The following is a 22,634-nucleotide window of genomic DNA, read 5'->3' as shown; positions in this document are numbered from 1 at the left end:
GCAAGGGCCCTGCCCCCGACGCTCAGTTGCGGATGCGGCTTTCCTCGCGCAGCCGCGCCTCGTCGCGCAGGCGCACGCAGGCCGAGGCGTTGTAGAAGGCCGGCTTGGCGCATTCCGACTGCAGGCAGTACTGGCGGGACAGGAACATGCGGTCCTTGCAGATCTCCGCCGGTGGGGTGAGCCGCGCCGCGGCCACCGGCGCCGGCGATGAAGAAGCACGAGGAGCAGGAGGAGGACCGGGCGTGTCGTTGCGCGTGTCGGAGGGGCCCCCGGCCCCCGCTGTCGCCGTGCCATCGGCGCCAGGACGCCGCGGCCGGGCCGCAGCGCCGGCAGGCTTGGGCGCGGCGGCAGTCTGTTCCGCCGCCGGGGGCGCCGGGGTGGCCGCCGGGCCAGGCGCGGCCCCGGCCTGCGCAGGGGCCCTGCGCACAGGCTGCGGCGGTGCCGCCGTGGGTGCCGCCGCTGCCGCATCCACCTGGGCCGTCGCGCCGTCCGGCCCGGCGGTCGCCGCGTCCGAAGGCGCCGGGGCCGGCTGGCTGAGCGGCGGGGGGGCATCCGACGCGGCCAGGTCCTGCGCGCCGGGGCGGCCGGTCAGCACGAAAGCCGCGATGCCGGCCAGCACGATGGCACCGGCGCCAGCCAGCACGCCCAGGGGCATCCGGGCGGCAGGCGAGCCCAATTCCGCCAGGGTCTGCCACAGCCTGGTCAAGGCACGCCACAGCTTCCCCAGGGCGAGCCCCAGGAACGCAGACCCGGCTGCCACACCCCGCATGAACGCTGCACCCGCGGCCGCTGCCGCACTGGCGACAACCTTGCCCGGCACCGGTGCTGGAACCTCCCGGGGTACGGGCGGCAGGGTGGGGGCGGACCGGCCCCTGGTCGGCATGGACAGGTCCGGAGACGCAGCCGAAGCCAGGGCGGCCAGGGCGGCGGCCGAGGGCGGCGAGGCCTGCAGCCGCGTCGCGTCGGGATCGTGCTCCCTGTCCGCGGCGTACGGGGGCGTGCCGGTGGCAAGCACGGTCAGGTCGGGCGAGCCGGGCACCAGCCGGCGCAGGCGGCGGCGCGCCAGGTCGGCATAGATGCCTTCGGGAAACTTGTCCAGGAAGCCCTGCAGTTCATCCGGATCGGACGAGTCCTTGATCTCCTTCCAGTACACCAGCTCCAGTTCCTGCGTCACCGTGGCCGTGCTGCCTGCGGTGACCGAGGTGGGCGCCGAGCCGCCCGCGCCGGCGCGCGAGGGCGCCGTGCGCGTGGCGGTGCCTCCGATATCGGCCTTTCGCTGCGGATCGGCGGGCGGAACCACCGTGGCATCCTCGGCACGGCGGATGGCCGATTGCAGCGCGCCGGCGAAATCGCGTGCGGTGGCAAAGCGCTGGTCCCGGTCCTTGGCCAGCGCCCGGGCCACCACTGCATCGATGGCCGCAGGCAGCCGCGGGTTGATCGCGCTGGGCGGCGGCGGCGTGTGGCCGATGATCTGGTGGATGATGGAGAAGTCGTTGTCGCCGTCGAACGGGCGCTTGTCCGTCAGCAGCTGGTAGAGCACCACGCCGACCGAGAACAGGTCGGCGCGCGAGTCGATCTTCAGGCCCTGCACCTGCTCGGGCGCCATGTACTTGAGCGTGCCGACCATGCTGCCCTGGGTGCGGGTGGCTTCGCCGGAATCCTGGATGCGCGCCACGCCGAAATCGGTGAGCTTCACGCGCCCGGCCGGCTCGATCAGCAGGTTGGCCGGCTTGATGTCGCGGTGGATGATGCCCTGCTTGTGCGCATAGTCGAGCGCGGACAGCAGGTCGCGGATCATCTTGAGCGACTGCTCCAGCGTGTAGCGCGCGCCGCGGTCGAGGTGGTGCTTGAGGTCGTCGCCCTGGATGTACTCCATCACCAGGTAGGCGATGTCGCCGTCGCGGTCGGAGTCGTAGACGCTGACGATGTTGGGATGCTGCAGCCGCGCGGCCGAGCGCGCCTCGGTCCGGAAGCGCGATTCGTACTCGTTCGCGGCTTCCTCGGACAGGTTCTCGACCTTGACCGTCTTGATCGCGACGCGGCGATCCAGGTTGGGATCGCGACCTTCGTACACGATCCCCATGGCGCCCTTCCCGAGAACGCGCACCAGGTCATAACGGCCAAGCTTTTTGAGACTCACTTCATCAGTCTTGGTAACGGGAGGACACAGATTCTAGCCCTCGCCCTTCCACAGCATCTCACCCCGGGTCCGGGTCTGCAGCCGCTTGGCCCGCCACGTCCCGCCCGGCGGACGCCGCCGTGAAATAGTTGCCCAGGTCCTGCAGCAGCTGCCGCAGGGCTTGGTCGGGGCTCATCTGCCCACCCTGGGCCGCGTGCCCGCCGAACAAATAGCGCAGCTTGGCCGCGGCGGGCTCATCGGACGTCAGGGGATTGGCCGCCATGGTAACCGGGTCGCCGGGCCGTGGTCGATGCAGAGCCAGCAGTCCGAGCACGGCTTCGCGCACCAGCCGCCCCATGGCCTCGAGCTCCCGGTCGCTGAGCGGCCCGGCGGCCGCATCCGTCAGCCCCAGGCCGTGGAAGAACGGTTCCAGGCCGGTCGCCGGATCGCCTTCGCCGCCCGGTCCGAAACCGCTCTGGAAGCCCCAGTCGCCGAACGGATCGTTCTCGCTGCTGGTCGGGATCTCGGCGGGCCCTGTCGCCGGCAGCAGGGCGCGCGGCCGGGCCACGGTGCCCGAAGCGTCCTGCTGCTCGAACACCGCCCAGGGATCGTCCTGCGGCTGAGCAACCGCCTGGGCAGCAGGGGGCACCACGGTCAGCACGTAGCCGCCCAGGCCCATCTGCTGGCCCGGACGCAGCACGCCCCTGGCTCCGGGCGGCGCCTCGCCGAACGGCATCTGCACGCCGTTGACCTGGGACAGCACCCGGAAGTGCAGCTCGCCGCCCTGGTTCCGCACGGCCAGATGCCGGCGCGAGATGCTGCGGCGGGGGTCCGGCAGGCACACGGCGCAGGACGCATCGCGGCCCACCAGCAGTTCGTCCGCGCCGGCCTCGAGCTGGCACACCAGGTCCACCCCGGGACCGGCGATGCGCAGTTCGAGAAAGGGCGGGCCGGGCACCACCTCAGGTCTTCACCGTGAACTGGACGACCGGTGCGTTGTCGGCCTGGGCGTCGCAGCCCAGGATGATGCGGCCCTGCCCGACCAGATAGCACTCGGTGCGCCGCAGGATGACCGGCTCGCTCTGGTTGCCCACGTAGACCCAGGTGCCGAAGCTGGAGGCATCGCTGAGCACGAACTGCCCGCTGCGCCACTCCACCGTGGCATGCAGGCGCGAGACGCGCGAGTCGTTGAACTGCAGCGAAGAGGCGGTGGCGCGGCCCAGCGTCAGCCGCTCGCCCAGGGGCGCCAGCTTGACCCGCTGCTGCGCCGTGGCCAGCTCCAGCAGGCCCTGCGCCATGGCCTTGAACAGGGACACGCCCATCACGGTGGCGTCGGTGTCGCGCTCGACGCGCCAGTCGACGCGGAACACCTCGGTGGTTTCGGATTTGCCGCGCAGGTACATCGGCCCCAGGCTGCGCAGCTGCAGGTGCGGCAGCGGGCCCAGGGCGTCGCGCACCCGCTGGGTCGTGAGGATCTGCTCCGCGCCCGCCAGGTCGGCCAGCCGCGCCGCGCTGTTGACGGCGTCGCCGTAGCAGTCGCCTTCGATCTCGACCACCTCGCCCGACTCCAGCCCCATCTGCATCTGCACCGGACTGCCCGTGCCGCCGGGGTACACCGGCTTGTCGATCAGGCGCTTCTGGATCGCCACGCAGGCCTCCAGCGCGTCGCGCTCCTGGGGGAACACCACGAACAGGCCGTCGCCCAGCAGCTTGACGACCCGGCCCCGGTGCTGCTCGAAGGTCTTGGACAGCGCGGTCGTCAGCTGGGTCACGAAGCGGCCGGCCGTCTCGTCGCCCAGCCGCTCGAAGATGCCGATGCTGCCGACCAGGTCAGCGAAAACAACGGTGGCCACGATCAGGTCGGCTTCCGGCAGAGGGTGACGGGGATGAGCCACATGCTGTCCAATTCTATGCCCGCGCCCCTCAGCACAGCCACAAAAGAAGAAGGGTTGGCAGGATGTCCTGCCAACCCTTCGGATGGATGGTCGGCGTGGCGGGATTCGAACTCGCGACCCCTTGCACCCCATGCAAGTGCGCTACCAGGCTGCGCTACACGCCGACAAGCCCGCGATTATAGCCGCGCGGCGCCGGCGCACGGCGCCTCAGTAGGCCGGGGACAGCAGATCGCGGATCTCGAACAGCTCGCGCCGCACCAGCGACAGCTTCTCGGAGACGAACTCGCGGTCCTCGGCCGGCACGCTGTCCTCGAAATCACCGAAGCCCGAGTCCTCGACCTCGATCACCTCCACGCCCTCCAGCATGACCTCGCCGGCGCGCCGCCGGTCGCGTTCGCCCTGCACCAGCTCCTGCAGCTTGTTGCGCGCGCCGCTGATGGTGAAGCCCTGGTCGTACAGCAGGTCGCGGATGCGGCGGATCATCAGCACCTCGTGGTGCTGGTAGTAGCGGCGGTTGCCGCGCCGCTTCATCGGGCGCAGCTGCGTGAACTCCTGCTCCCAATACCGCAGCACGTGCGGCTTGACGCCGCACAGGTCGCTGACCTCACCGATGGTGAAGTAGCGCTTGGCCGGTATGGAGGGAAGAGCTTTCTCCATTGAAATCAATGTTGTAGGAGAGGGAGCTGCGAGGTTACTCTAAGCCACCCCGGCCTGCCAAGGGCGGATTGCGCGCTCGGCGGGCCCGCTGCCGGACCGTGGCGCCTGTACCAGTCAGTCTTCGGCCGTGCCGCTGTCGATGCCATTGCCCTGGATCTGCTCCTTGAGCTTGTGGCTGGCATGGAAGGTGACGACGCGCCGCGCCTGGATGGGGATGGCCTCGCCGGTGCGCGGATTGCGGCCGGGCCGTGGCGCCTTGGTGCGGATCTGGAAATTGCCGAAGCCGGAGATCTTCACGTCGTCGCCGCCTACCAGGCTGCCCGCCACCAGGTCGAAAAAGGCGTCGATCATGTCCTTGGACTCGCGCTTGTTCAGGCCGATCCGCTCGAACAGCAGCTCGGCCAGCTGCGCCTTGGTCAGGGCCGGTGTTTCCAGGCTCTCGACGGTGAATTCCATGGCTGCCTCTTGTTCTTGCATCGTTGTTGTCCTCCTCGTCACACGGCATCAGCTGCGCAGCCGCCCGCCCACCTCGCGGGCGATGCGATCGATGACGGATTGCACCGCTGCCTCGATCTGGGCATCCGTCAGTGTTGCTTCCATGCCACCCAGCGTCAAGCGCACGGCCAGGCTCTTCTCATTGGCTGCCAGCCCCGCGGCGGCCTGCCGGGGCTTGTAGACATCGAACAACAGTGCCTGCCGCAGCAGGCCGCCCGCCTGGGCACCGTGGATGGCGCGCATCAGGTCGGCATGGCTGACGTCGTCACGCACCACGATGGCGATGTCGCGTTCTACCGGCTGCACCCGCGGCACGCCGCGGAAGGCGGGCACCGGCCGCTGCGAGGCGGCCTCGAGATCGATCTCGAACAGCACCGCAGGCTCGGGCAGTTCCCAGCCCTGGCGCCAGCGCGGATGCAGTTCGCCCAGGACGCCGACCTGCCGGCCGTCCAGCCAGATCGTGGCGCAGCGCCCGGGGTGCAGCGCCGGGTGCTCGCCGGGGCGGAATTCCGCCCGGCGCGGCGACAGCAGCGCCTCGACATCGCCCTTGACGTCGAAGAAGTCGACGGCGCCCTGCTCCTTGCGGCCCCACTGCAGGCCCTCGGCCGCACCGAAGGCCAGGCCCGCCAGGTGCATGGGCTGGTGCACGCCGCGCACCGTCGTGTCGGTGGTGGCCACGGACGCGTCGCGGCGGAACACGCGGCCCACCTCGAAGATGCGCACGCGGTCGGCCTTGCGGTCCAGGTTGAACTTCAGCACCTGCAGCAAGGAACCCAGCAGCGAGGAGCGCATCACGCTCATCTGGCTGGCGATCGGGTTGAGCAGGCGCACCGGATCGGCGTTGCCGGCCAGGTCGCGCTCCCAGGCCGCCTCGACGAAGCTGAAGTTGATGGTTTCCTGGTAACCCAGGGCGGCCAGCAGGCGCCGCAGCGCGAAGCGGCTGCGCCGGCTCTCCGGCGGCAGCTTGGCGGTGATGGGCGCCAGGGGCGGCGTGGTGGGCAGGCGCTCGTAGCCGACGATGCGCGCCACCTCTTCGACCAGGTCCTCCTCGATCGCCAGGTCGAAGCGGTACGGCGGCGGCGTCACGGTGACGACGCCGTTGTCCGCCTGGGCCGGCAGCCGCAGGCGGGCGAAGGCGTCCAGGCATTGCCGCTCGGTGACAGCCATGCCGATCACCCTGGCGGCACGGGCGACGCGCAGCTGCACCGGCTTGCGCTGCGGCAGCCTGGCTACCTGGTCGTCCAGGGGGCCGGCCTCGCCGCCGCAGATGTCCAGGATGAGGCGGGTGACGTGCTCGATGTGTTCGACCGTCGTGCTCGGGTCGACGCCGCGCTCGAAGCGGTGGCCCGCGTCGGTGGAGAAGTTGTAGCGCCGGGAACGCCCCTGCACCGCTTCCGGCCACCAGAAGGCGGCCTCGACATAGACGTTCCGGGTGTCGTCGGACACGGCGGTGGCATCGCCGCCCATGATGCCCGCCAGCGACTCGACCTGGACGTCGTCAGCGATCACGCCGACCCTGCCGTCGACCTCGATCGTGCTGCCGTTCAGCAGCCTGAGCTTTTCGCCCGGGCGGCCCCAGCGCACGTCCAGCGCACCGTGGATCTTGTCGTGGTCGAAGATGTGCGAGGGCCGGCCGAACTCGAACATCACGTAATTGGAGATGTCGACCAATGCGGTGACGCTGCGCTGGCCGCAGCCGGCCAAGCGGTCCACCATCCACTGCGGCGTCTTGGCCCGGGTGTCGACGTTGCGGATGATGCGGCCGCTGAAGCGCCCGCAGAGGTCCGGGGCGTTCAGCCTGACCTTCAGCCTGGCGTCGTGGCACGGCGGCACTGGCTCGAATTTCGGCTCCCTCAATGGGGCGCCGGTCAGCGCCGACAGCTCGCGGGCGACGCCGTACACCGACAGCGCATGCGCCAGGTTGGGAGTGAGCTTGAGCGTGAAGACGTGGTCGTCGAGGTTCAGCACCTCGCGCAGGCTCTTGCCGACCGGAGCGTCCGCCGCCAGCTCCAGCAGGCCCCCATGGTCCTCGCTGAGCTTGAGTTCGCGCGCCGAGCACAGCATGCCCTGGCTCTCGACGCCGCGCAGCTTGCCCAGCTTGATGGCGAACGGCTTGCCGTCCTCGCCCGGCGGCAGCTCGGCACCGACCAACGCGGTGGGCACCTTGATGCCCGCGCGGGCGTTCGGGGCGCCGCAGACGATATTGAGCAGCCGGCCCTGCCCCACGTCCACTTGGCACACCCGCAGGCGATCGGCGTTGGGATGCTGGACGGCCTCCTTGATCTCGCCCACCACCACCTGGGTGAAAGGCGGCGCGACCGGGCGCAGGTCTTCCACCTCCATGCCACCCATGGTGAGCACGTCGGCGATCTGTTGCGTGGACAGCGGCGGGTTGCAGAACGCGCGCAGCCAGGACTCGGGGAATTGCATGGCTTACCGGAATTGCTTGAGGAAGCGGATGTCGCCGTCGAAGAACAGGCGCAGGTCGCTGACGCCGTAGCGCAGCATGGTCAGGCGGTCCATGCCCATGCCGAAGGCGAAGCCGATGTACTTTTCAGGATCGAGGCCCATGTTGCGCACCACCTGCGGGTGCACCTGCCCGGAGCCGGAGATCTCCAGCCAGCGGCCGGCCAGCGGGCCGCTCTGGAACTGGATGTCGATCTCGGCGGAAGGCTCGGTGAACGGGAAGAAGCTGGGGCGGAAGCGCAGCGCCAGGTCGTCGCTTTCGAAGAAGGTGCGGCAGAAGTCGGTGAAGACGACCTTCAGGTCCTTGAAGCTCACGTTCTCGCCCAGCCACAGGCCTTCGCACTGGTGGAACATGGGCGAGTGGGTGGCGTCGTTGTCCACGCGGTACGTGCGCCCCGGTGCGATCACGCGGATGTCCGGCATGGGCTCGCCGCGCCGGACCGCCTCGGCGTACTTCTTGACGCGCTGGTGGGCGTAGCGCACCTGCATCGGGCTGGTGTGCGGCCGCAGGTTGTACGGGATGCCGTCGTCGCCCTTGATGTCCACGTAGAACGTGTCCTGCATCGAGCGCGCCGGGTGGTTGGGCGGGTTGTTCAGCGACGTGAAGCTGTGCCAGTCGCTCTCGACTTCGGGGCCGTCGGCCACGTCGAAGCCCATGCTGGCGAAGATCAGCTCGATGCGTTCCTGGGTCAGCGTGATCGGGTGCAGTGCGCCGGGCTCGCGCAGGCGGCCCGGAAGCGACACGTCGAGCGCCTCGGCCTCGAGCTGCGCTTCCAGCTCGGCGTCGGCCAGCGCCTGGCGGCGCTCGTGCAGCGCCGCCTCGATCGCCTGCTTGGCCTGGTTGATCGCCGCGCCGCGCGTCTTCTTCTCGTCGACCGGGAGCGCGGCCATGCCCTTCATCAGCTCGGTGACGCGGCCCGACTTGCCGGTGAACTGCGCCTTGGCGTTCTCCAGTTCGGCCGGCGTGGCCGCCTGGGCGAACGCCTGGCGGGCGGCCGCGACGATGGATTCGAGATCGTTGGTGGTCATCAGACGAAAACAGGGGCTAGTGCTGCGCCCTAGCCCCTGTCCTTGAGGTTTCGCGAAAGCGGGCGCCACGTGCGCGCCCGCCGTGAGCTCAGGCAGCCAGCTTGGCCTTGGCCTGCTCCACGATGCCGGCAAAGGCCGCCTTGTCGTGCACGGCGAGGTCGGCCAGCACCTTGCGGTCGATCTCGATACCGGCCTTGCGGATGCCGTTGGCGAACTGGCTGTAGGTCAGGCCGCACTCGCGCGCGGCCGCGTTGATGCGGGCGATCCACAGCTGGCGGAACACGCGCTTCTTGGTGCGGCGGTCGCGGTAGGCGTACTGCCCGGCCTTCATCACCGCCTCTTTGGCGATGCGGAAGACGTTGCCGCGGCGGCCGCGGAAGCCCTTGGCCAGGGCGAGAACTTTCTTGTGGCGGGCGCGGGCGGTGACGCCGCGTTTGACGCGAGGCATGTGTTTTCTCCTTGTCCGTCAGTGTTTACAGGCCGGCGAACGGCAGCATCTGCGCCATGTGACCCATGTTGGTCTCATGCACAGCGACCGCACCACGCAGATGGCGCTTGTTCTTGGTGGTCTTCTTCGTCAGGATGTGGCGCTTGAAAGCCTGGCCACGCTTGACGGTCCCACCGGGACGGACGCGGAAACGCTTCTTGGCGCCGCTCTTGGTCTTCATCTTGGGCATGTGAATGCTCCTTCTTCGTTGTGCTCGTGAGGCGCCGCGAACCTTCCGCGGACTTGTTGGCCCCGAGCCACTTGTGGAAGGCCGAAGCCTTCCTTCACAGCGCCGCCGGGCGACCAGACCCGGCGGCGGCTGAACCTGTCCTTGAAACCCCTCAGGCCGAAGCGCCTTGCGGCTCGGCGGCCGGCTTGGCAACGACCTTCTTGCGGCTCGGCGCGATCATCATGATCATCTGCCGGCCTTCCAGCTTGGGGAACTGCTCGATTAGGATGCTGTCGCCCAGCTCGTCGCGGATGCGGTTGAGCAACGCCATGCCGATCTCCTGGTGCGTGATCTCGCGGCCGCGGAAGCGCAGCGTGATCTTGCACTTGTCCCCCTCGGCCAGGAAACGGCGGATGTTGCGCATCTTGATGGCGTAGTCGCCCTCGTCGGTGCCCGGCCGGAACTTGATTTCCTTGATCTCGATGACCGTCTGCTTGGCTTTCGCTTCCGCCGCCTTCTTCTGTTCCTGGTACTTGAACTTGCCGTAGTCCATCAGCCGGCACACCGGCGGGTTGGCAGTCGCGGCAATCTCGACCAGGTCCACGTCCAGCTCGCCCGCCATGCGCAGCGCCTCTTGCAGGCTGACGATGCCCAGGGGCTCGTTCTCGGGGCCGGAGAGGCGGACTTCCGGGGCCATGATTTCCCGGTTCAGGCGGTGCTTGCGTTCCTCGCGGTGGCGGCGGTCGCGAAAGTCAGTAGCGATGGTTCAATCCTTCATAATGGTTTGCTACCAAAACAGTAGCTGAACCGTCCCTGTTGGCGCGGGCAACCGGCTTTCCATCCACGATCAGCTTTTGCTGGTGATGTCGGCGGCGAGCCTCTGCGAAAAAGCTTCGAGAGGCATCGAGCCGAGGTCCTGGTTGCCACGAGCGCGCACGGAGACGGCGCCTGCCGCCTTTTCCTTGTCGCCGACGACCAGGATGTAAGGCAGCTTTTGCATCGAATGCTCGCGTATTTTATACGTGATTTTCTCGTTGCGCAGATCGAGCTCAACCCTAACCCCTTGATTCTGAAGCGATTTGGCCACCTCGCGGGCATAGTCGGCCTGGTTGTCCGTGATGCTCGCCACCACCACCTGCACCGGCGCCAGCCAGGCGGGCAGCGCGCCGGCATGGTGTTCGATCAGCATGCCGATGAAGCGCTCCAGGCTGCCGACGATGGCCCGGTGCAGCATCACCGGGTGGGCGCGGCCGCTGGTCTCGGTCACGTACTCGGCACCCAGCCGCTCGGCCGTGTTGAAGTCCACCTGCATGGTGCCGCACTGCCACTGGCGTCCCAGCGCGTCCTTGAGCGTGTACTCGATCTTGGGCCCGTAGAACGCGCCGTCGCCCGGGGCGACGACGAACTCCACGCCCGAGCGGCGCAGCGCTTCCATGCAGGCGTGCTCGGCCTTGTCCCACAGCTCGTCCGAGCCGACCCGGTGCTCCGGGCGCGTGGCCACCTTGTAGAGGATGTCGGCGAAGCCGAAATCCTGGTAGACCTTCTGCAGCTGCGCCGTGTAGGCCACGCACTCGTCCAGGATCTGGTCCTCGGTGCAGAAGGCGTGGCCGTCGTCCTGCGTGAAGCCGCGCACGCGCATGATGCCGTGCAGCGCGCCGGAGGGCTCGTTGCGGTGGCACTGGCCGAACTCGCCGTAGCGCATCGGCAGGTCGCGGTAGCTGCGCAGGGCCGACTTGAAGATCAGCACGTGGCCGGGGCAGTTCATCGGCTTGAGCGCGTAGTCGCGCTTCTCGCTCTCGGTGACGAACATGTTCTCGCGGTAGTTCTGCCAGTGGCCGGTCTTCTCCCACAGGCTCTTGTCCAGGATCTGCGGTCCCTTGACCTCCTGGTAGCCGGTGTCCTTGTAGACCTGACGCATGTACTGCTCGACGACCTGCCACACGGCCCAGCCCTTGGGATGCCAGAACACCACGCCGGGCGCGACGTCGTCGATATGGAACAGGTCCAGCTCCCGGCCGAGCTTGCGGTGGTCGCGCTTTTCGGCTTCCTCCAGCATCTTCAGGTACTGCTGCAGCTCCTCCTTGGAAGCCCAGGCCGTGCCGTAGATGCGCTGCAGCATCTCGTTGCGGTGGTCGCCGCGCCAGTAGGCACCGGCCACCTTCATCAGCTTGAAGTGCCTGAGCTTGCCGGTGCTGGGCACGTGCGGGCCGCGGCACAGGTCCTCGAAGCCGCCTTCGGCGTACAGCGATACGTCCTCGCCGGCCGGGATGCTGCCGATGATCTCGGCCTTGTACTGCTCGCCCATCGCCTTGAAGTGCTCGACCGCCTGGTCGCGCGGCAGCACCCGCCGCGTCACCGGCTCGTCCTTGGCTGCCAGTTCGGCCATGCGCTTCTCGATGGCGGCCAGGTCCTCGGGCGTGAAGGGCCGCTTGTACGCGAAGTCGTAGTAGAAGCCGTTGTCGATCACCGGGCCGATGGTCACCTGGGCCTCGGGGAACAGCTCCTTGACCGCATAGGCCAGCAGGTGCGCGGTGGAGTGGCGGATCACGTCCAGGCCCTCGGCGTCCTTGGCCGTGATGATGGACACCGGGCTGTCCTTGGCGATGGTGTAGGTGGTGTCGACCACCTTGCCGTCGACCTTGCCGGCGATGGCGGCCTTGGCCAGGCCCGGGCCGATGGAGGCGGCGACGTCGGCCACGGTGACCGGCCCGGGGTACTCGCGCCGGGAACCGTCAGGAAGCGTGATGTGGATCATGGTGAGCTGCGAAAAACGAAAACAAAAAGGCGCGGTCGTGAGCCGCGCCTTTTGCTGAAACCGGGAGAGAAATTCAGAGCACGCGACTGCGCGACCTCATCGGGTCGTTCCACCGGGGGTGGGAGTTCGCGGTGTCATAACCGGTGTGCCTTTCTCGCCCTTGCTGGTTGGCCGCACTGGGCGGCAAGGGTGGGATTGTAACGCCGCGCCGGTGCCCTTACTGCCGGCGCAGCTGGCGCCGCCACCGTTACACCGGCACCAGCGGCCGGTGCGGCAGCGCCGGCCGCACGGCTTCGATCGCATCGCCCGGGCGCACCGGCCCGCCCTCGAGCACGACGGCCATCACGCCGGCCTTGCGCACCAGCCGGCCCTGGGCATCGCGTTCCAGCACGGCGGCCGTCAGTCCGGGCTGGAAGCGGTCGATCTGCGCGCAGGGATTGCGCAGGCCGGTGATCTCGACCTGCGCCGACGTGCCCAGGCGCAGACGGGTGCCGGCGGGCAGGGCCAGCAGGTCCAGGCCGCGGGTGGTGACGTTCTCGCCCAGCTCGCCCGGGAACACGGCGAAGCCGGCCTGCACCAGCTCATCGAACAGCTTGGCATGGATCAGGTGAACCTGGCGCAGGTTGGGCTGCGAAGGATCGCGCGCCACGCGGGAGCGGTGCCGCACCGTGGCGCCGGCATGGGCGTCGCCCTGCACGCCCAGGCCCGGGACCAGGACGATGCCTTCGTCCTCGGTGAACTTGCTGAAGCTGTGGCTGCCGCTGCGATGGACCGCCACCACCTGGCCGCGGCCTGTCATGCCGCGCTCACCCGGCCCGCACCGCCTGTGCCAGCCGTTCGGCGCTGTTGCGCGCCTGCTGCGCGTCGCGCGCCTCGACCATCACGCGCAGCAGGGGCTCGGTGCCGCTGGCGCGGATCAGCACGCGGCCCTGGCCTTCCAGCTCGCGCTCGACGGCGCGGGTGGTGCTGGCCAGCTGCTCGTTGCGCTTCCAGTCCTGGCCGGGCGCCAGGCGCACGTTGATCAGCGTCTGCGGGAACAGCTGGACGTCCTGCAGCAGCTGCGACAGGCTGCGGCTGCTGTGCGCGCAGGCCCTGAGCACCTGCAGCGCGCTGATCAGGCCGTCGCCCGTGGTGTGCTTGTCCAGCGCCAGCAGGTGGCCGGAGCCCTCGCCGCCCAGCAGCCAGCCGCGCTTTTCCAGCTCCTCCAGCACGTAGCGGTCGCCCACCTTGGCGCGCACGAACTCGACGCCGCGCTCGCGCAGCGCCAGTTCGACGGCCATGTTGGTCATCAGGGTGCCCACCGCGCCGGGCACCTTCTCGCCGCGCGCCAGCCGGTCGCACACGATCAGGTACAGCAGCTCGTCGCCGTTGTAGAGCCGGCCATGGGCATCGACCACCTGCAGCCGGTCGGCGTCCCCGTCCAGCGCGATGCCGAAGTGCGCGTCCTGCTCCTTCACGGCCGCGACCAGTGCCTCCGGATGGGTGGCGCCCACGCCCTTGTTGATGTTCAGGCCGTCGGGCGCGCAGCCGATGCCGTGCACCTCGGCGCCCAGCTCGTGGAACACCAGCGGCGCGATGTGGTAGGCCGCGCCGTGCGCGGCGTCGACCACGATCTTGATGCCGCGCAGCGTGAAGTTGGGCTCGAAGGTGCTCTTGCAGAACTCGATGTAGCGGCCGGCCGCGTCATCCAGCCGGCGTGCCTTGCCCAGGTTGGCCGAGTCGGCCCAGACCGGCTGCTCGTCCAGCGCGGCCTCGACCGCCGCCTCCCACTCGTCGGGCAGCTTGGTACCCAGCGCGCTGAAGAACTTGATGCCGTTGTCGGCGTACGGGTTGTGGCTGGCGCTGATCACCACGCCCAGGCTGGCACGCTGGGCGCGCGTGAGGTAGGCCACCCCCGGCGTGGGCAGCGGCCCCAGCAGCACCACGTCGACGCCGGCGGAGTTGAAGCCCGATTCCAGCGCGCTCTCGAGCATGTAGCCGGAGATGCGCGTGTCCTTGCCGATCAGCACCGTGGGGCGGGACTCGTTCTGCTTGAGCACGCGGCCCACCGCATGCGCCAGCCGCAAAACGAAATCGGGCGTGATGGGCGGCTGGCCCACGGTGCCACGGATGCCGTCGGTGCCGAAATACTTCCTGCTCATGGATTGCTCCTCCCTGCCCGGCCTTGTGCCGGCAAAACAGCCGAAATTGTAGAGTTCCATACCTGCAGCGCGGCCGCTGTTTCCCTGACGTCATGCACCCGCACGATGCGGGCGCCGCGCTCCACCGCCAGCAGCGCCGCCGCGACGCTGGGCGCCAGGCGCTCGTGCACCGCCAGGCCGGTGACGGCGCCCAGCGATGACTTGCGCGACCACCCCGCCAGCAGCGGATGGCCGCCGGCCAGCAGCTCGTGCTGGCGCGCCAGCAGCGCGAAGTTCTGCTCCACGGTCTTGCCGAAGCCTATGCCCGCATCCCACACGACGCGCGCCTTGTCCACGCCCAGCCGGCCCAGCGCCGCGGTCTGCTCCTGCAGGAACGCCAGAACCTGCGGCACGGCGTCGCCTTCCATCGGGACACGCTGCATGGTCCGCGGCTCGCCGTGCATGTGCATCAGGCACACGCCGCAGGACGGGTGGGCCGCCACCGCCTCGCGCGCACCGGGCTGGCGCAGCGCCCAGATGTCGTTGACGATGTCCGCCCCCAGGTCCAGCACCTCGCGCATCAGCGCCGGCTTGTAGGTGTCGACCGAAACCGGCACGCCCAGCGACAGCGCCTCGCGCAGCACCGGCAGCAGCCGGGCGCGCTCCTCCTCCAGGGACACGGGCGCGGTGCCGGGGCGGCTGGACTCGGCGCCCAGGTCCAGGATGTGGGCGCCCTGGGCGACCAGTTCCTCGCAATGGGCCAGGGCCGGGCGGGTGCCGGCGTGGCGCCCGCCGTCCGAGAACGAATCGGGCGTGAGGTTGACGATGCCCATCACCCGGGGCGTGGCCAGGTCGATCCGGTGGCGTGTGGTCTGCCAGTGCATCGGTTGATTCTGCGCCACGGACGGGCTGGTGCTTCAGCGAAGCTCGGGCGCGCCGCGCACCCCGACGTCCACGGCCAGCAGCCGCTGCGCCGTGGTGATGAACAACCGCCGGCCCTGCGGCCCGCCGAAGCAGAGGTTGCTGCTCACGCAGCCCAGGCGCAGCCTGCCCAGCAGGCGGCCATCCGGGGCGAAGCAATGGACACCGTCGCCGGCACTGCTCCAGACGTTGCCTTCCTCGTCCACCGCCATGCCGTCGGGCAGGCCGCAGTCCAGCCTGGCCAGCACGCCGGCGGCCTCGATCTCACCCCCAGGCCCCACCGCGAAGCGGCGGATCTCCGGCGGCGTGCCGGGGATGTGCGAGCCGCCGCTGTCGGCCACGTACAGCCATCGTCCCTCCGGCGAGAACGCCAGCCCGTTGGGCTTGACCATGGCGGCGACCACAGGCTGCGGCTCGGCGGCGCCCGGCGCCAGGCGGAACACGTGGCAGGCGGCCTGCTCCGAAGGCGCCCGGTGCCCCTCGTAGTCGCTCAGGATGCCGTAGTCGGGATCGGTGAACCAGAGGCTGCCGTCCGGCCGCGCCACCACGTCGTTGGGCGAGTTCAGGCGCCCGCCCGCATGGTGGCTGGCCAGCACCGCCTGCAAGCCATCCAGGCCGCGGGCCATCAGCCGGCGCCCGCCGTGCTCGCAGAAGACGATGCGCCCCTGGCCGTCCCGCGTGCGCCCGTTCTGGAAGCCCCCGCGGCTGAACACGCCGACGCCCAGGCCAGGAACCCAGCGCAGCACCACGTCGCGCGGAATGTCGGAGAACAGCAGCTGCTGGCTGTCCGGCAGCCACAGCGGCCCTTCCAGCCACAGCCCGCCCTCATGCAGGCATTCCGGGGCCGCGGCCTGCCCCGCCAGCACGGCGAAACGCGGCTCTATCGCGTCGACCAGGGTCGGCACGCCTTCAGGCCCAGCGCGGCGTCAGGGTGAACCGCGCCTCGACCGACTGGCCGGGCGCCAGTCGGTGCCCGCCCAGCGGGCCCGGGCCGTGCGCGTCCAGCAGGTTCAGCCAGTCGGTGCACTGGCTCACCGGTTCGGCGCAGAAGTGGTCCGCCCCGCGCGGGCAGTACACGACGAAATAGTCCAGGGGCGCCTCGGCCTGCAGCACCAGGCTGCGCCCGCCGCCTTGCGCGTCGACCGGCCATTCGATGAGCGCCTGGCGCCGCCAGCCCACGAAGTTGTTGTCCAGGTCGAGCTCGGCCAGTTCCACGCCCGCGCGCAGCCGGCGCACGGCGTCGCTCTCCTGCAGCACCGTGGGCATCACCTCGGCATCGCCCACCCACATGGCGGCGGTGGCGCTGGTCAGGCGGGTGCCCGGCGTGTGCGGGAAGTAGGGATGGTGGCCGATGCCGGCGGGCATGGCCGCCGTGTCCCGGTTGGCGAGGCCAAAGCGGGTCACCAGGGCTTGTTCGCTCAGCTCGAAGCGCTGCCAGGCGCTGAAACGCCAGGGCCAGGCCGGGCTGGCCTCGACCTCCAGGGTCAGCTCGATCATGCGTTCGCCGGCCGCCGCCACGGTCCAGGGCCGCTGCCAGCCGATGCCGTGCAGCGGGTGCGGCGAGGCCACCGTGGGGTGGTTGGGCGGGAAGCGGATCTCGCGGCCCTCGAAGCTGGCGCGGCCGTTGCGGATGCGGTTGCAGAACGGCACCAGCGGGAAGCTGCCCATGGCCAGGGGGTCACGCTGCGCCAGGCCCTGTGCGCTGGCGGGGCGCAGCCAGTCGGTGCGGCGCTGCGCCGGTCCGTCCTGCCAGGCCCGCCAGAACCCCGCGATGGAGCCGCCCGCGGCCGGCGCGATGTCCGCGCGCAGTTCGCCGGCGGCGAGTGGGAGGGTCTGCATGGAAGGAGGGAGGATCAGTACGCGAAGACGCGGTAGCTTTCGCCGGACGCCAGGACCTGCTCGTCCGGCACCACCGGGTTATAGCGCAGCAACTGCCTGCCCAGGGGTGACAACTTGTCCCAGCTGCTTTGCGGAACCCGGATGTTCACCTCGGGGCGGTGCAGCCAGCGGCGGCTGTAGCCCAGCACCACCATGGGCCGCGGCTCGTCGGTCTTGTTGGGCGTGCCGCGATGGACCGCGCGCACGTCCCGGATCATCACGTCACCCATCTGCATCTTGTAGCGGTGCTGCGCGATCAAGCCGTCGGCGATGCCCTTGAGCGCCTCGGCCTTGTTCATGCGGTGCGTGCCGTGGGTGGTCTCGAACGGGCCGTTGTCGTCGTTCACGTCGCACAACGCGAAGTTGACGGCCAGCTGGAACGACGGCGTGTCGTTGCTGCCGGTCTCCGGGAACAGCGGCGGCGTGTCGGCATGCCAGGGCTGGTAGTCCGAGCCCTTCAAGGGCGTGTCGCTGGCCAGCTGGCACAGCACCGGCTCGGGGCCGGCGACGCGCTCGACGATGGACAGGATGTCGCGGTCCTCGTAGATCTCGGGATCGGCGAACACGCCCTGGAACGGCAAGGTCACGTAGAAGCGCTGGGCGCCGCGGTTGGGGTCGTCCTTGTCCTTGGCCACCTGCGCCTCGAACAGCGGCTGGAAGGCCCGGCGCCAGCGGGCCAGCTTCTCGCGCGGGATGTGGTTCTTCAGCACGACCAGGCTGTCGCGGTTGAAGTCGCGGGCAAAGGCATCGTGTTCGGCGGCGGTGTAGCGCATGGTGCAGTGGCGGTTGGCAGGTAATAAACCTCGTAAGTCGCATTCTTTCATTAGTCATAAACAGGCTCAAGTTCTGGTAATTACCTAGGTGACATCCCGAGCCCCGCCCAATAATCCCAGCCGTGGCACCTCCCCGCACTCCCGCCGACCGGCCGCGCCCGCGGCCCACCATGACCGACATCGCCAAGCAGGTCGGCGTGTCGCAGTCCACCGTCTCGCTGGTGCTCAACCACATGACCGGGGCCAAGGTGTCCCCCGCCACCCGCGAGCGCGTGTTCGCCGTGGCCGAGGAGCTGGGCTACCAGCTGCCGCGCCGCAAGACCACCGCGCCGGCCGCCCCGCCGGCCGCCAGCGGCGTGCGGCGCAACCTCATCGTCTACCTGGCGGACGAGCTGTCCACGACCTCGCATCCGGCGGTGACCATCGATGGCGCCCGCGCCGCGGCCTGGGAGCACAACTGCCTGCTCTCCGTGCACGTCACGGGCGCCGACCGCGAACTGGAAGACGCCACGCTGGAAACCGTGCTGGCCAATCCGGCCGTGCTGGGCGTGGTGTACGCCACCATCTTCACCCGCGAGGTGGAGTTGCCGGTGCGGCTGGCGCGCCGGCGCGATCCCCTGCCCTGCGTGCTGCTCAACTGCCTGCACCGCGAACGCATGCTGTCCAGCGTGATCCCGGGCGAGGTCGGCGGCGGGTATGCCGCGACCGAGCACCTGATCGAGCACGGCCATCGACGCATCGGCTTCATCAATGGCGAGCCCTGGATGGACGCGGCGCGCGACCGCCTCAAGGGCTACCGCCAGGCGCTGGCGACCGCCGACCTGCCGTTCGATCCGCGCCTGGTGCGCGATGGCGACTGGATGAGCGGCAGCGGCTTCGAGCAAGCCATGTCGCTGCTGCAGCTGGAGCGCCGGCCCACGGCGCTGTTCTGCGCCAACGACCTGATGGCGCTGGGGGCCCTGGAGGCGGCCCGGCAGCTCGGGCTGTCCATGCCGGACCAGCTGTCCATCGTGGGCTATGACGACCTGGAGATCGCGCGCCACGCGCATCCCGCCCTGACCACCGTGCTGCTGCCCAACTTCGGGATGGGGCAGTGGGCGGTCGAGCGGCTGATCGAGGAAGCCGCGGCGCAGGAGCCGCTGGCGCCACGCCAGATCAAGATGGACTGCCCGCTGGTGCCGCGCGACTCGGTGGCCGAGATCGTCGGAGCTCGGCAGTCATAGGCTGGTTCATAAACTAGCGTTTCCCCTAGTTTATGACTAATTTTCGGAGGCCCAGAATGCGCGCCAGGACAGCCGCTGCACCGCCGTGGTGCCGCCAGCCCCGAGGCCTCGTCCGAACCTCAGGAGGATTTCCATGCGCATCGCCCGCCTTTCCGCCCTCGCCCTTGCCGCCACCCTCAGCCTGGGCCTGGCGCAGGCCCAGGCCCCCAAGCTGCCGCAGAAGGACAGCTACAAGGTCGGCTTCGCCCAGACCGAGAACAACAACCCCTGGCGCATCGCCGAGACCAAGTCCATGCAGGACGTCGCCAAGACCTGCAACTGGAACCTGGTCTATGCCGACGCCGGCGGCTCGGCCGCCAAGCAGGTGGCCGACGTGGAGAACATGATCGCCCAGAAGGTCGACCTGATCGTGCTGGCCCCGCGCGAGGAGAAGCCGCTGATCCCGGCCGTGATGAAGGCCAAGAAGGCCGGCATCCCGGTGATCCTGATCGACCGCAACGTGGACCAGAAGGTCGCCGCCGCCGGCAGGGACTACGTCACCTTCATCGGCTCGGACTTCGTGGACCAGGGCCGCCGCGCCGCCGAATGGCTGGTCAAGGCCACCGGCGGCAAGGGCAAGATCGTCGAGCTCGAAGGCACCACCGGCTCCTCGCCCGCCAACAACCGCAAGAAGGGCTTCGACGACGTCATCGCCAAGCAGCCCGGCATGAAGATCGTGGCCTCGCAAAGCGGCGACTTCGCCCGCGACAAGGGCCGCCAGGTGATGCAGACCCTGCTGCAGGCCCATCCGGACGTGACGGCCGTGTACGCGCACAACGACGAGATGGCCGTCGGCGCCATCGCGGCCCTGGAAGCCGCGGGCAAGAAGCCCGGCCAGGACGTGCTGGTGGTGTCCATCGACGGCACCAAGGACGCGCTCACGGCCATCGCCGCCGGCAAGATGGGCGCGACCGTGCAGTCCAGCCCCTTCTTCGGCCCCATCACCTGCGAGACCGCCCGCAAGTACGCCAAGGGCGAGAAGATCCCCGCCTGGGTGAAGGTGGAGGACAAGTTCTACGACAAGTCCAACGCCCAGGCCATGATGGCCGACGGCTACTGAGCCCCGCACCGCTGCCGAACGCATGACCGCTGCCGCCGCGTCCGTGCCCCTGCTGGAGATGCGGGGCATCGACAAGGCGTTCGGCGGGGTGCCCGCGCTGCGGCAGGCGCGCCTGTCGGTGGGCGCCGGCGAGGTGCACGCCCTGATCGGCCAGAACGGCGCCGGCAAGTCCACGCTGATCAAGATCCTCACCGGCGCTCATGGGCGCGACGCGGGCAGCATCCGCTGGGGCGGCCAGGAGGTGCGCTTCCGCGCGCCCATCGAGGCCCAGGAGGCGGGCATCAGCACCATCTACCAGGAGCTCAACCTCATCCCGCACCGCTCGCTGGCCGAGAACATCTTCGTCGGCCGCGAGCCCCGCCGCTTCGGGCTGATCGACTGGCGCCGCATCGAGCGCGAAAGCGCCGCCATCCTCTCGGGCCTGGGCATCCAGGCGGACGTGACGCGCCCGCTGCACACCTGCAACACCGCCACCCAGCAGATGACGGCCATCGCTCGCGCGGTGAGCACGCGGGCCCGGCTGGTCATCATGGACGAGCCCACCTCGTCGCTGGACGAGGGCGAGGTGCAGACGCTGTTCGGCGTCATCCGCCGGCTCCAGGCCGACGGCGTCTCGGTCATCTTCGTGAGCCACCGGCTGGACGAGCTGTATGCCGTGTGCGACCGCATCACGGTGATGCGCGACGGCCGGACCGTGGCCGAGCGGGAGATGGCGGGCTTCGACAAGTACCAGCTGGTGTCCACCATGCTGGGCAAGGAGCTGTCCGCCCTGCAGGCCGCGCGCCGCGACCCGAGGCTGCCGCCCGGCCCGCCGGTGCTGCGGCTGGACGGGGTGCGCAGCGGCCCCCGCGTGCGCGACGCCAGCCTGGCCCTGGGGCGCGGCGAGATCGTGGGCCTGGCCGGCCTGCTCGGCTCGGGCCGCACCGAGCTGGCGCGTGCGGTGTTCGGCGCCGAGCCCGTCGATCAGGGCCGGATGGATCTCCAGGGCGAGGCCGTGCGCTGGCGCGAGCCCGCCGACGCCATCGCCCGCGGCCTGGCCTACCTGTCCGAGGATCGCAAGACCGAAGGCATCGTGCCGGACCTGTCCATCCGCGAGAACCTGACCCTGGTGCTGCTGCCCCAGCTGGCCCGGCTGGGCGTGGTGGACCGGCAGCGCCAGCGGGAGGTCGCCGAGCGCTTCATCGAACGGCTGGGCATCGTCTGCGCCGGCCCCGAGCAGCCCATCCGCGAACTGTCGGGCGGGAACCAGCAGAAGGTGCTGCTGGCGCGCTGGCTGGCGGCCCGGACCGACCTGCTGCTGCTGGACGAGCCCACGCGCGGCATCGACGTGGGCGCCAAGGCCGAGATCCTGGGGCTCATCCGCGAGCTGGCGCAGAAAGAGGGCCTGTCGGTGCTGATGATCGCCAGCGAGCTGGAGGAACTGGTCGGCGCCAGCGACCGGGCGGTGGTGCTGCGCGACGGGCACACCGTGGCCGAGCTGCAGGGCGACGCCCTCACCGAGGAGAACCTGATGTCGGCCATGGCGCATGGCGCCATGCCGACGACCGCAGCCGCCGAGGGAGCGCGCGATGGCTGAAGCCCGTCTGGACGCTGGACGCCCCCGCCTGCACGGCGCAGCAGCCCTGCGCAATGGCGCCCTGGTGGCCCTGGTCCTGCTGCTGCTGTTCAATGCCTTTTTCACGCGCGACTTCCTCACGCTGCAGACGCTCAACGTCAACCTGTCGCAGGTGGCCCAGGTCGTCGTGGTGGCCATGGGCATGGCGCTGGTGGTGGCTACCGGCGGGATCGACCTGTCCGTCGGAGCCACCGCGGCGTTTGCCGGTACGCTGGCCGCAGTAATGCTGAGCCAGACGCAGGGCCTGCTGGCCCAGCCTGGTCTGGCCTTGGCCGCGGCACTGACGCTGCCCCTGGTCGCGGCCGCCGGGTTCGGCGCCGTCAACGGCACGCTGATCGCCCGCTTCGGCATCCAGCCCATCGTGGCGACGCTGGTGCTCTTCATCGCCGGCCGCGGCTTCGCGGAAATGCTGACCGAGAGCAACCTGCGCACCTTCTCCGGCTCGCTGGACTGGCTGCGCGCCAACCTGCTGGGCGTGCCGGTGCAGGGTTGGCTCATGCTGGTGGTGGTGGCCGTCACTGCCTGGGTGATGCGCCAGACGGTGTTCAGCCGCTGGGTGCTGGCGGTGGGCGGCAACGAACGGGCGGCGCGGCTGGCCGGCATACCGGCCCGGCGGGTGAAGCTGTGGGTCTACGTGGTCTGCGGCGTGCTGGCGGGCGTCGCCGGCATCATGAACGTGGCCATGATCTCGGCGGCCGACCCGGCCCGCATCGGCCAGAACATCGAGCTGGACGCGATCGCCGCGGTGGCGGTGGGCGGCACGCGCCTGACCGGCGGCCGCGCCAACATCATCGGCACGCTGGTGGGCGCCGTGCTGATCCAGCTGCTGCACTACACCCTGCTCGCGCACGGCGTGGCCGACGAATGGGGCCTGCTGGTCAAGGCCGGCATCATCCTGCTGGCCGTGTGGCTGCAGCGCAAGGAGGCCTGAAG

General features: G+C 69.8%; 21 protein-coding genes and 1 tRNA gene. 4 read left to right on the top strand and 18 right to left on the bottom strand.

All coding sequences use genetic code 11. From position 1 onward, the window contains the following. Nucleotides 1–22: 22 nt before the first annotated feature. From RTA_RS09170 to RTA_RS09085, 18 genes are all read right to left on the bottom strand, one after another. On the bottom strand, nucleotides 23–2,140 hold the full coding sequence (locus RTA_RS09170) for a serine/threonine-protein kinase (protein WP_041675249.1): 2,118 nt from the start codon (nucleotides 2,138–2,140) through the stop codon (nucleotides 23–25). A gap of 58 nt (nucleotides 2,141–2,198) precedes the next feature. Continuing rightward, the gene (locus tag RTA_RS09165; protein ID WP_158307829.1) at nucleotides 2,199–3,077 is read right to left on the bottom strand and encodes an FHA domain-containing protein; all 879 of its coding nucleotides are present in this window, start codon (nucleotides 3,075–3,077) and stop codon (nucleotides 2,199–2,201) included. A 4-nt stretch (nucleotides 3,078–3,081) separates the two neighbouring features. Beyond that, entirely contained in the window at nucleotides 3,082–3,972 is an 891-nt protein-coding gene (locus RTA_RS09160) for an adenylate/guanylate cyclase domain-containing protein (RefSeq protein ID WP_013901107.1), read from the bottom strand. A 129-nt stretch (nucleotides 3,973–4,101) separates the two neighbouring features. Beyond that, nucleotides 4,102–4,178, bottom strand: a tRNA-Pro gene (locus tag RTA_RS09155). Nucleotides 4,179–4,221: 43 nt separating this feature from the next. Further along, on the bottom strand, nucleotides 4,222–4,671 hold the full coding sequence (locus RTA_RS09150) for a MerR family transcriptional regulator (protein ID WP_013901106.1): 450 nt from the start codon (nucleotides 4,669–4,671) through the stop codon (nucleotides 4,222–4,224). 114 nt (nucleotides 4,672–4,785) lie between these two features. Then, complete coding sequence (locus RTA_RS09145; RefSeq protein WP_041675247.1) at nucleotides 4,786–5,127, bottom strand: integration host factor subunit alpha; 342 nt, start codon at nucleotides 5,125–5,127, stop codon at nucleotides 4,786–4,788. A gap of 48 nt (nucleotides 5,128–5,175) precedes the next feature. Then, entirely contained in the window at nucleotides 5,176–7,596 is a 2,421-nt protein-coding gene (gene pheT, locus RTA_RS09140) for a phenylalanine--tRNA ligase subunit beta (RefSeq protein WP_013901104.1), read from the bottom strand. Nucleotides 7,597–7,599: 3 nt separating this feature from the next. After that, the gene (pheS, locus tag RTA_RS09135; protein WP_041675246.1) at nucleotides 7,600–8,661 is read right to left on the bottom strand and encodes a phenylalanine--tRNA ligase subunit alpha; all 1,062 of its coding nucleotides are present in this window, start codon (nucleotides 8,659–8,661) and stop codon (nucleotides 7,600–7,602) included. An 88-nt stretch (nucleotides 8,662–8,749) separates the two neighbouring features. Next, on the bottom strand, nucleotides 8,750–9,109 hold the full coding sequence (gene rplT / locus RTA_RS09130) for a 50S ribosomal protein L20 (protein ID WP_013901102.1): 360 nt from the start codon (nucleotides 9,107–9,109) through the stop codon (nucleotides 8,750–8,752). A 25-nt stretch (nucleotides 9,110–9,134) separates the two neighbouring features. Then, a complete protein-coding gene (rpmI, locus tag RTA_RS09125) occupies nucleotides 9,135–9,338 on the bottom strand; it encodes a 50S ribosomal protein L35 (protein WP_013901101.1) in 204 nt (67 codons plus the stop codon). A 151-nt stretch (nucleotides 9,339–9,489) separates the two neighbouring features. Next, nucleotides 9,490–10,080 (bottom strand): translation initiation factor IF-3, encoded by a 591-nt coding sequence (gene infC / locus RTA_RS09120; protein WP_081466247.1) that lies wholly within the window; start codon nucleotides 10,078–10,080, stop codon nucleotides 9,490–9,492. An 84-nt stretch (nucleotides 10,081–10,164) separates the two neighbouring features. Continuing rightward, nucleotides 10,165–12,072 (bottom strand): threonine--tRNA ligase, encoded by a 1,908-nt coding sequence (gene thrS / locus RTA_RS09115; protein WP_041675243.1) that lies wholly within the window; start codon nucleotides 12,070–12,072, stop codon nucleotides 10,165–10,167. A 247-nt stretch (nucleotides 12,073–12,319) separates the two neighbouring features. After that, nucleotides 12,320–12,871, bottom strand: coding sequence for an MOSC domain-containing protein (locus RTA_RS09110; RefSeq protein WP_013901098.1), 552 nt, complete (start codon nucleotides 12,869–12,871; stop codon nucleotides 12,320–12,322). Nucleotides 12,872–12,878: 7 nt separating this feature from the next. Further along, complete coding sequence (gene glmM / locus RTA_RS09105) at nucleotides 12,879–14,213, bottom strand: phosphoglucosamine mutase (protein WP_013901097.1); 1,335 nt, start codon at nucleotides 14,211–14,213, stop codon at nucleotides 12,879–12,881. Then, nucleotides 14,210–15,076: a dihydropteroate synthase gene (folP, locus tag RTA_RS09100; protein ID WP_041675242.1), complete on the bottom strand. Its 867-nt coding sequence runs from the start codon at nucleotides 15,074–15,076 to the stop codon at nucleotides 14,210–14,212. The genes glmM and folP overlap by 4 nt, the downstream gene beginning before the upstream one ends. A gap of 33 nt (nucleotides 15,077–15,109) precedes the next feature. Continuing rightward, on the bottom strand, nucleotides 15,110–16,018 hold the full coding sequence (locus tag RTA_RS09095; RefSeq protein WP_013901095.1) for an SMP-30/gluconolactonase/LRE family protein: 909 nt from the start codon (nucleotides 16,016–16,018) through the stop codon (nucleotides 15,110–15,112). Between the two features lie 4 nt (nucleotides 16,019–16,022). Then, the gene (locus tag RTA_RS09090) at nucleotides 16,023–16,952 is read right to left on the bottom strand and encodes an aldose 1-epimerase (RefSeq protein ID WP_013901094.1); all 930 of its coding nucleotides are present in this window, start codon (nucleotides 16,950–16,952) and stop codon (nucleotides 16,023–16,025) included. A 14-nt stretch (nucleotides 16,953–16,966) separates the two neighbouring features. Next, nucleotides 16,967–17,764, bottom strand: coding sequence for a phytanoyl-CoA dioxygenase family protein (locus RTA_RS09085; RefSeq protein WP_041675241.1), 798 nt, complete (start codon nucleotides 17,762–17,764; stop codon nucleotides 16,967–16,969). A gap of 170 nt (nucleotides 17,765–17,934) precedes the next feature. Between RTA_RS09085 and RTA_RS09080 the strand changes: the two genes are divergently transcribed. The 4 genes from RTA_RS09080 to RTA_RS09065 all read left to right on the top strand — a co-directional run bounded on the left by RTA_RS09080 (nucleotide 17,935) and on the right by RTA_RS09065 (nucleotide 22,632). Beyond that, a complete protein-coding gene (locus RTA_RS09080; protein ID WP_041675240.1) occupies nucleotides 17,935–18,987 on the top strand; it encodes a LacI family DNA-binding transcriptional regulator in 1,053 nt (350 codons plus the stop codon). Nucleotides 18,988–19,120: 133 nt separating this feature from the next. Beyond that, nucleotides 19,121–20,086, top strand: coding sequence for an ABC transporter substrate-binding protein (locus tag RTA_RS09075; protein ID WP_013901091.1), 966 nt, complete (start codon nucleotides 19,121–19,123; stop codon nucleotides 20,084–20,086). Nucleotides 20,087–20,108: 22 nt separating this feature from the next. Then, the gene (locus tag RTA_RS09070; RefSeq protein ID WP_041675239.1) at nucleotides 20,109–21,662 is read left to right on the top strand and encodes a sugar ABC transporter ATP-binding protein; all 1,554 of its coding nucleotides are present in this window, start codon (nucleotides 20,109–20,111) and stop codon (nucleotides 21,660–21,662) included. After that, entirely contained in the window at nucleotides 21,655–22,632 is a 978-nt protein-coding gene (locus RTA_RS09065; protein WP_013901089.1) for an ABC transporter permease, read from the top strand. Before RTA_RS09070 ends, RTA_RS09065 begins: the two co-directional genes overlap by 8 nt. The last annotated feature ends 2 nt before the right edge of the window (nucleotides 22,633–22,634 follow it).

The sequence above is a fragment of the Ramlibacter tataouinensis TTB310 genome (assembly GCF_000215705.1).
GTDB classification, from domain to species: domain Bacteria; phylum Pseudomonadota; class Gammaproteobacteria; order Burkholderiales; family Burkholderiaceae_C; genus Ramlibacter; species Ramlibacter tataouinensis.
This window is presented reverse-complemented; position numbering and strand designations above follow the sequence as displayed.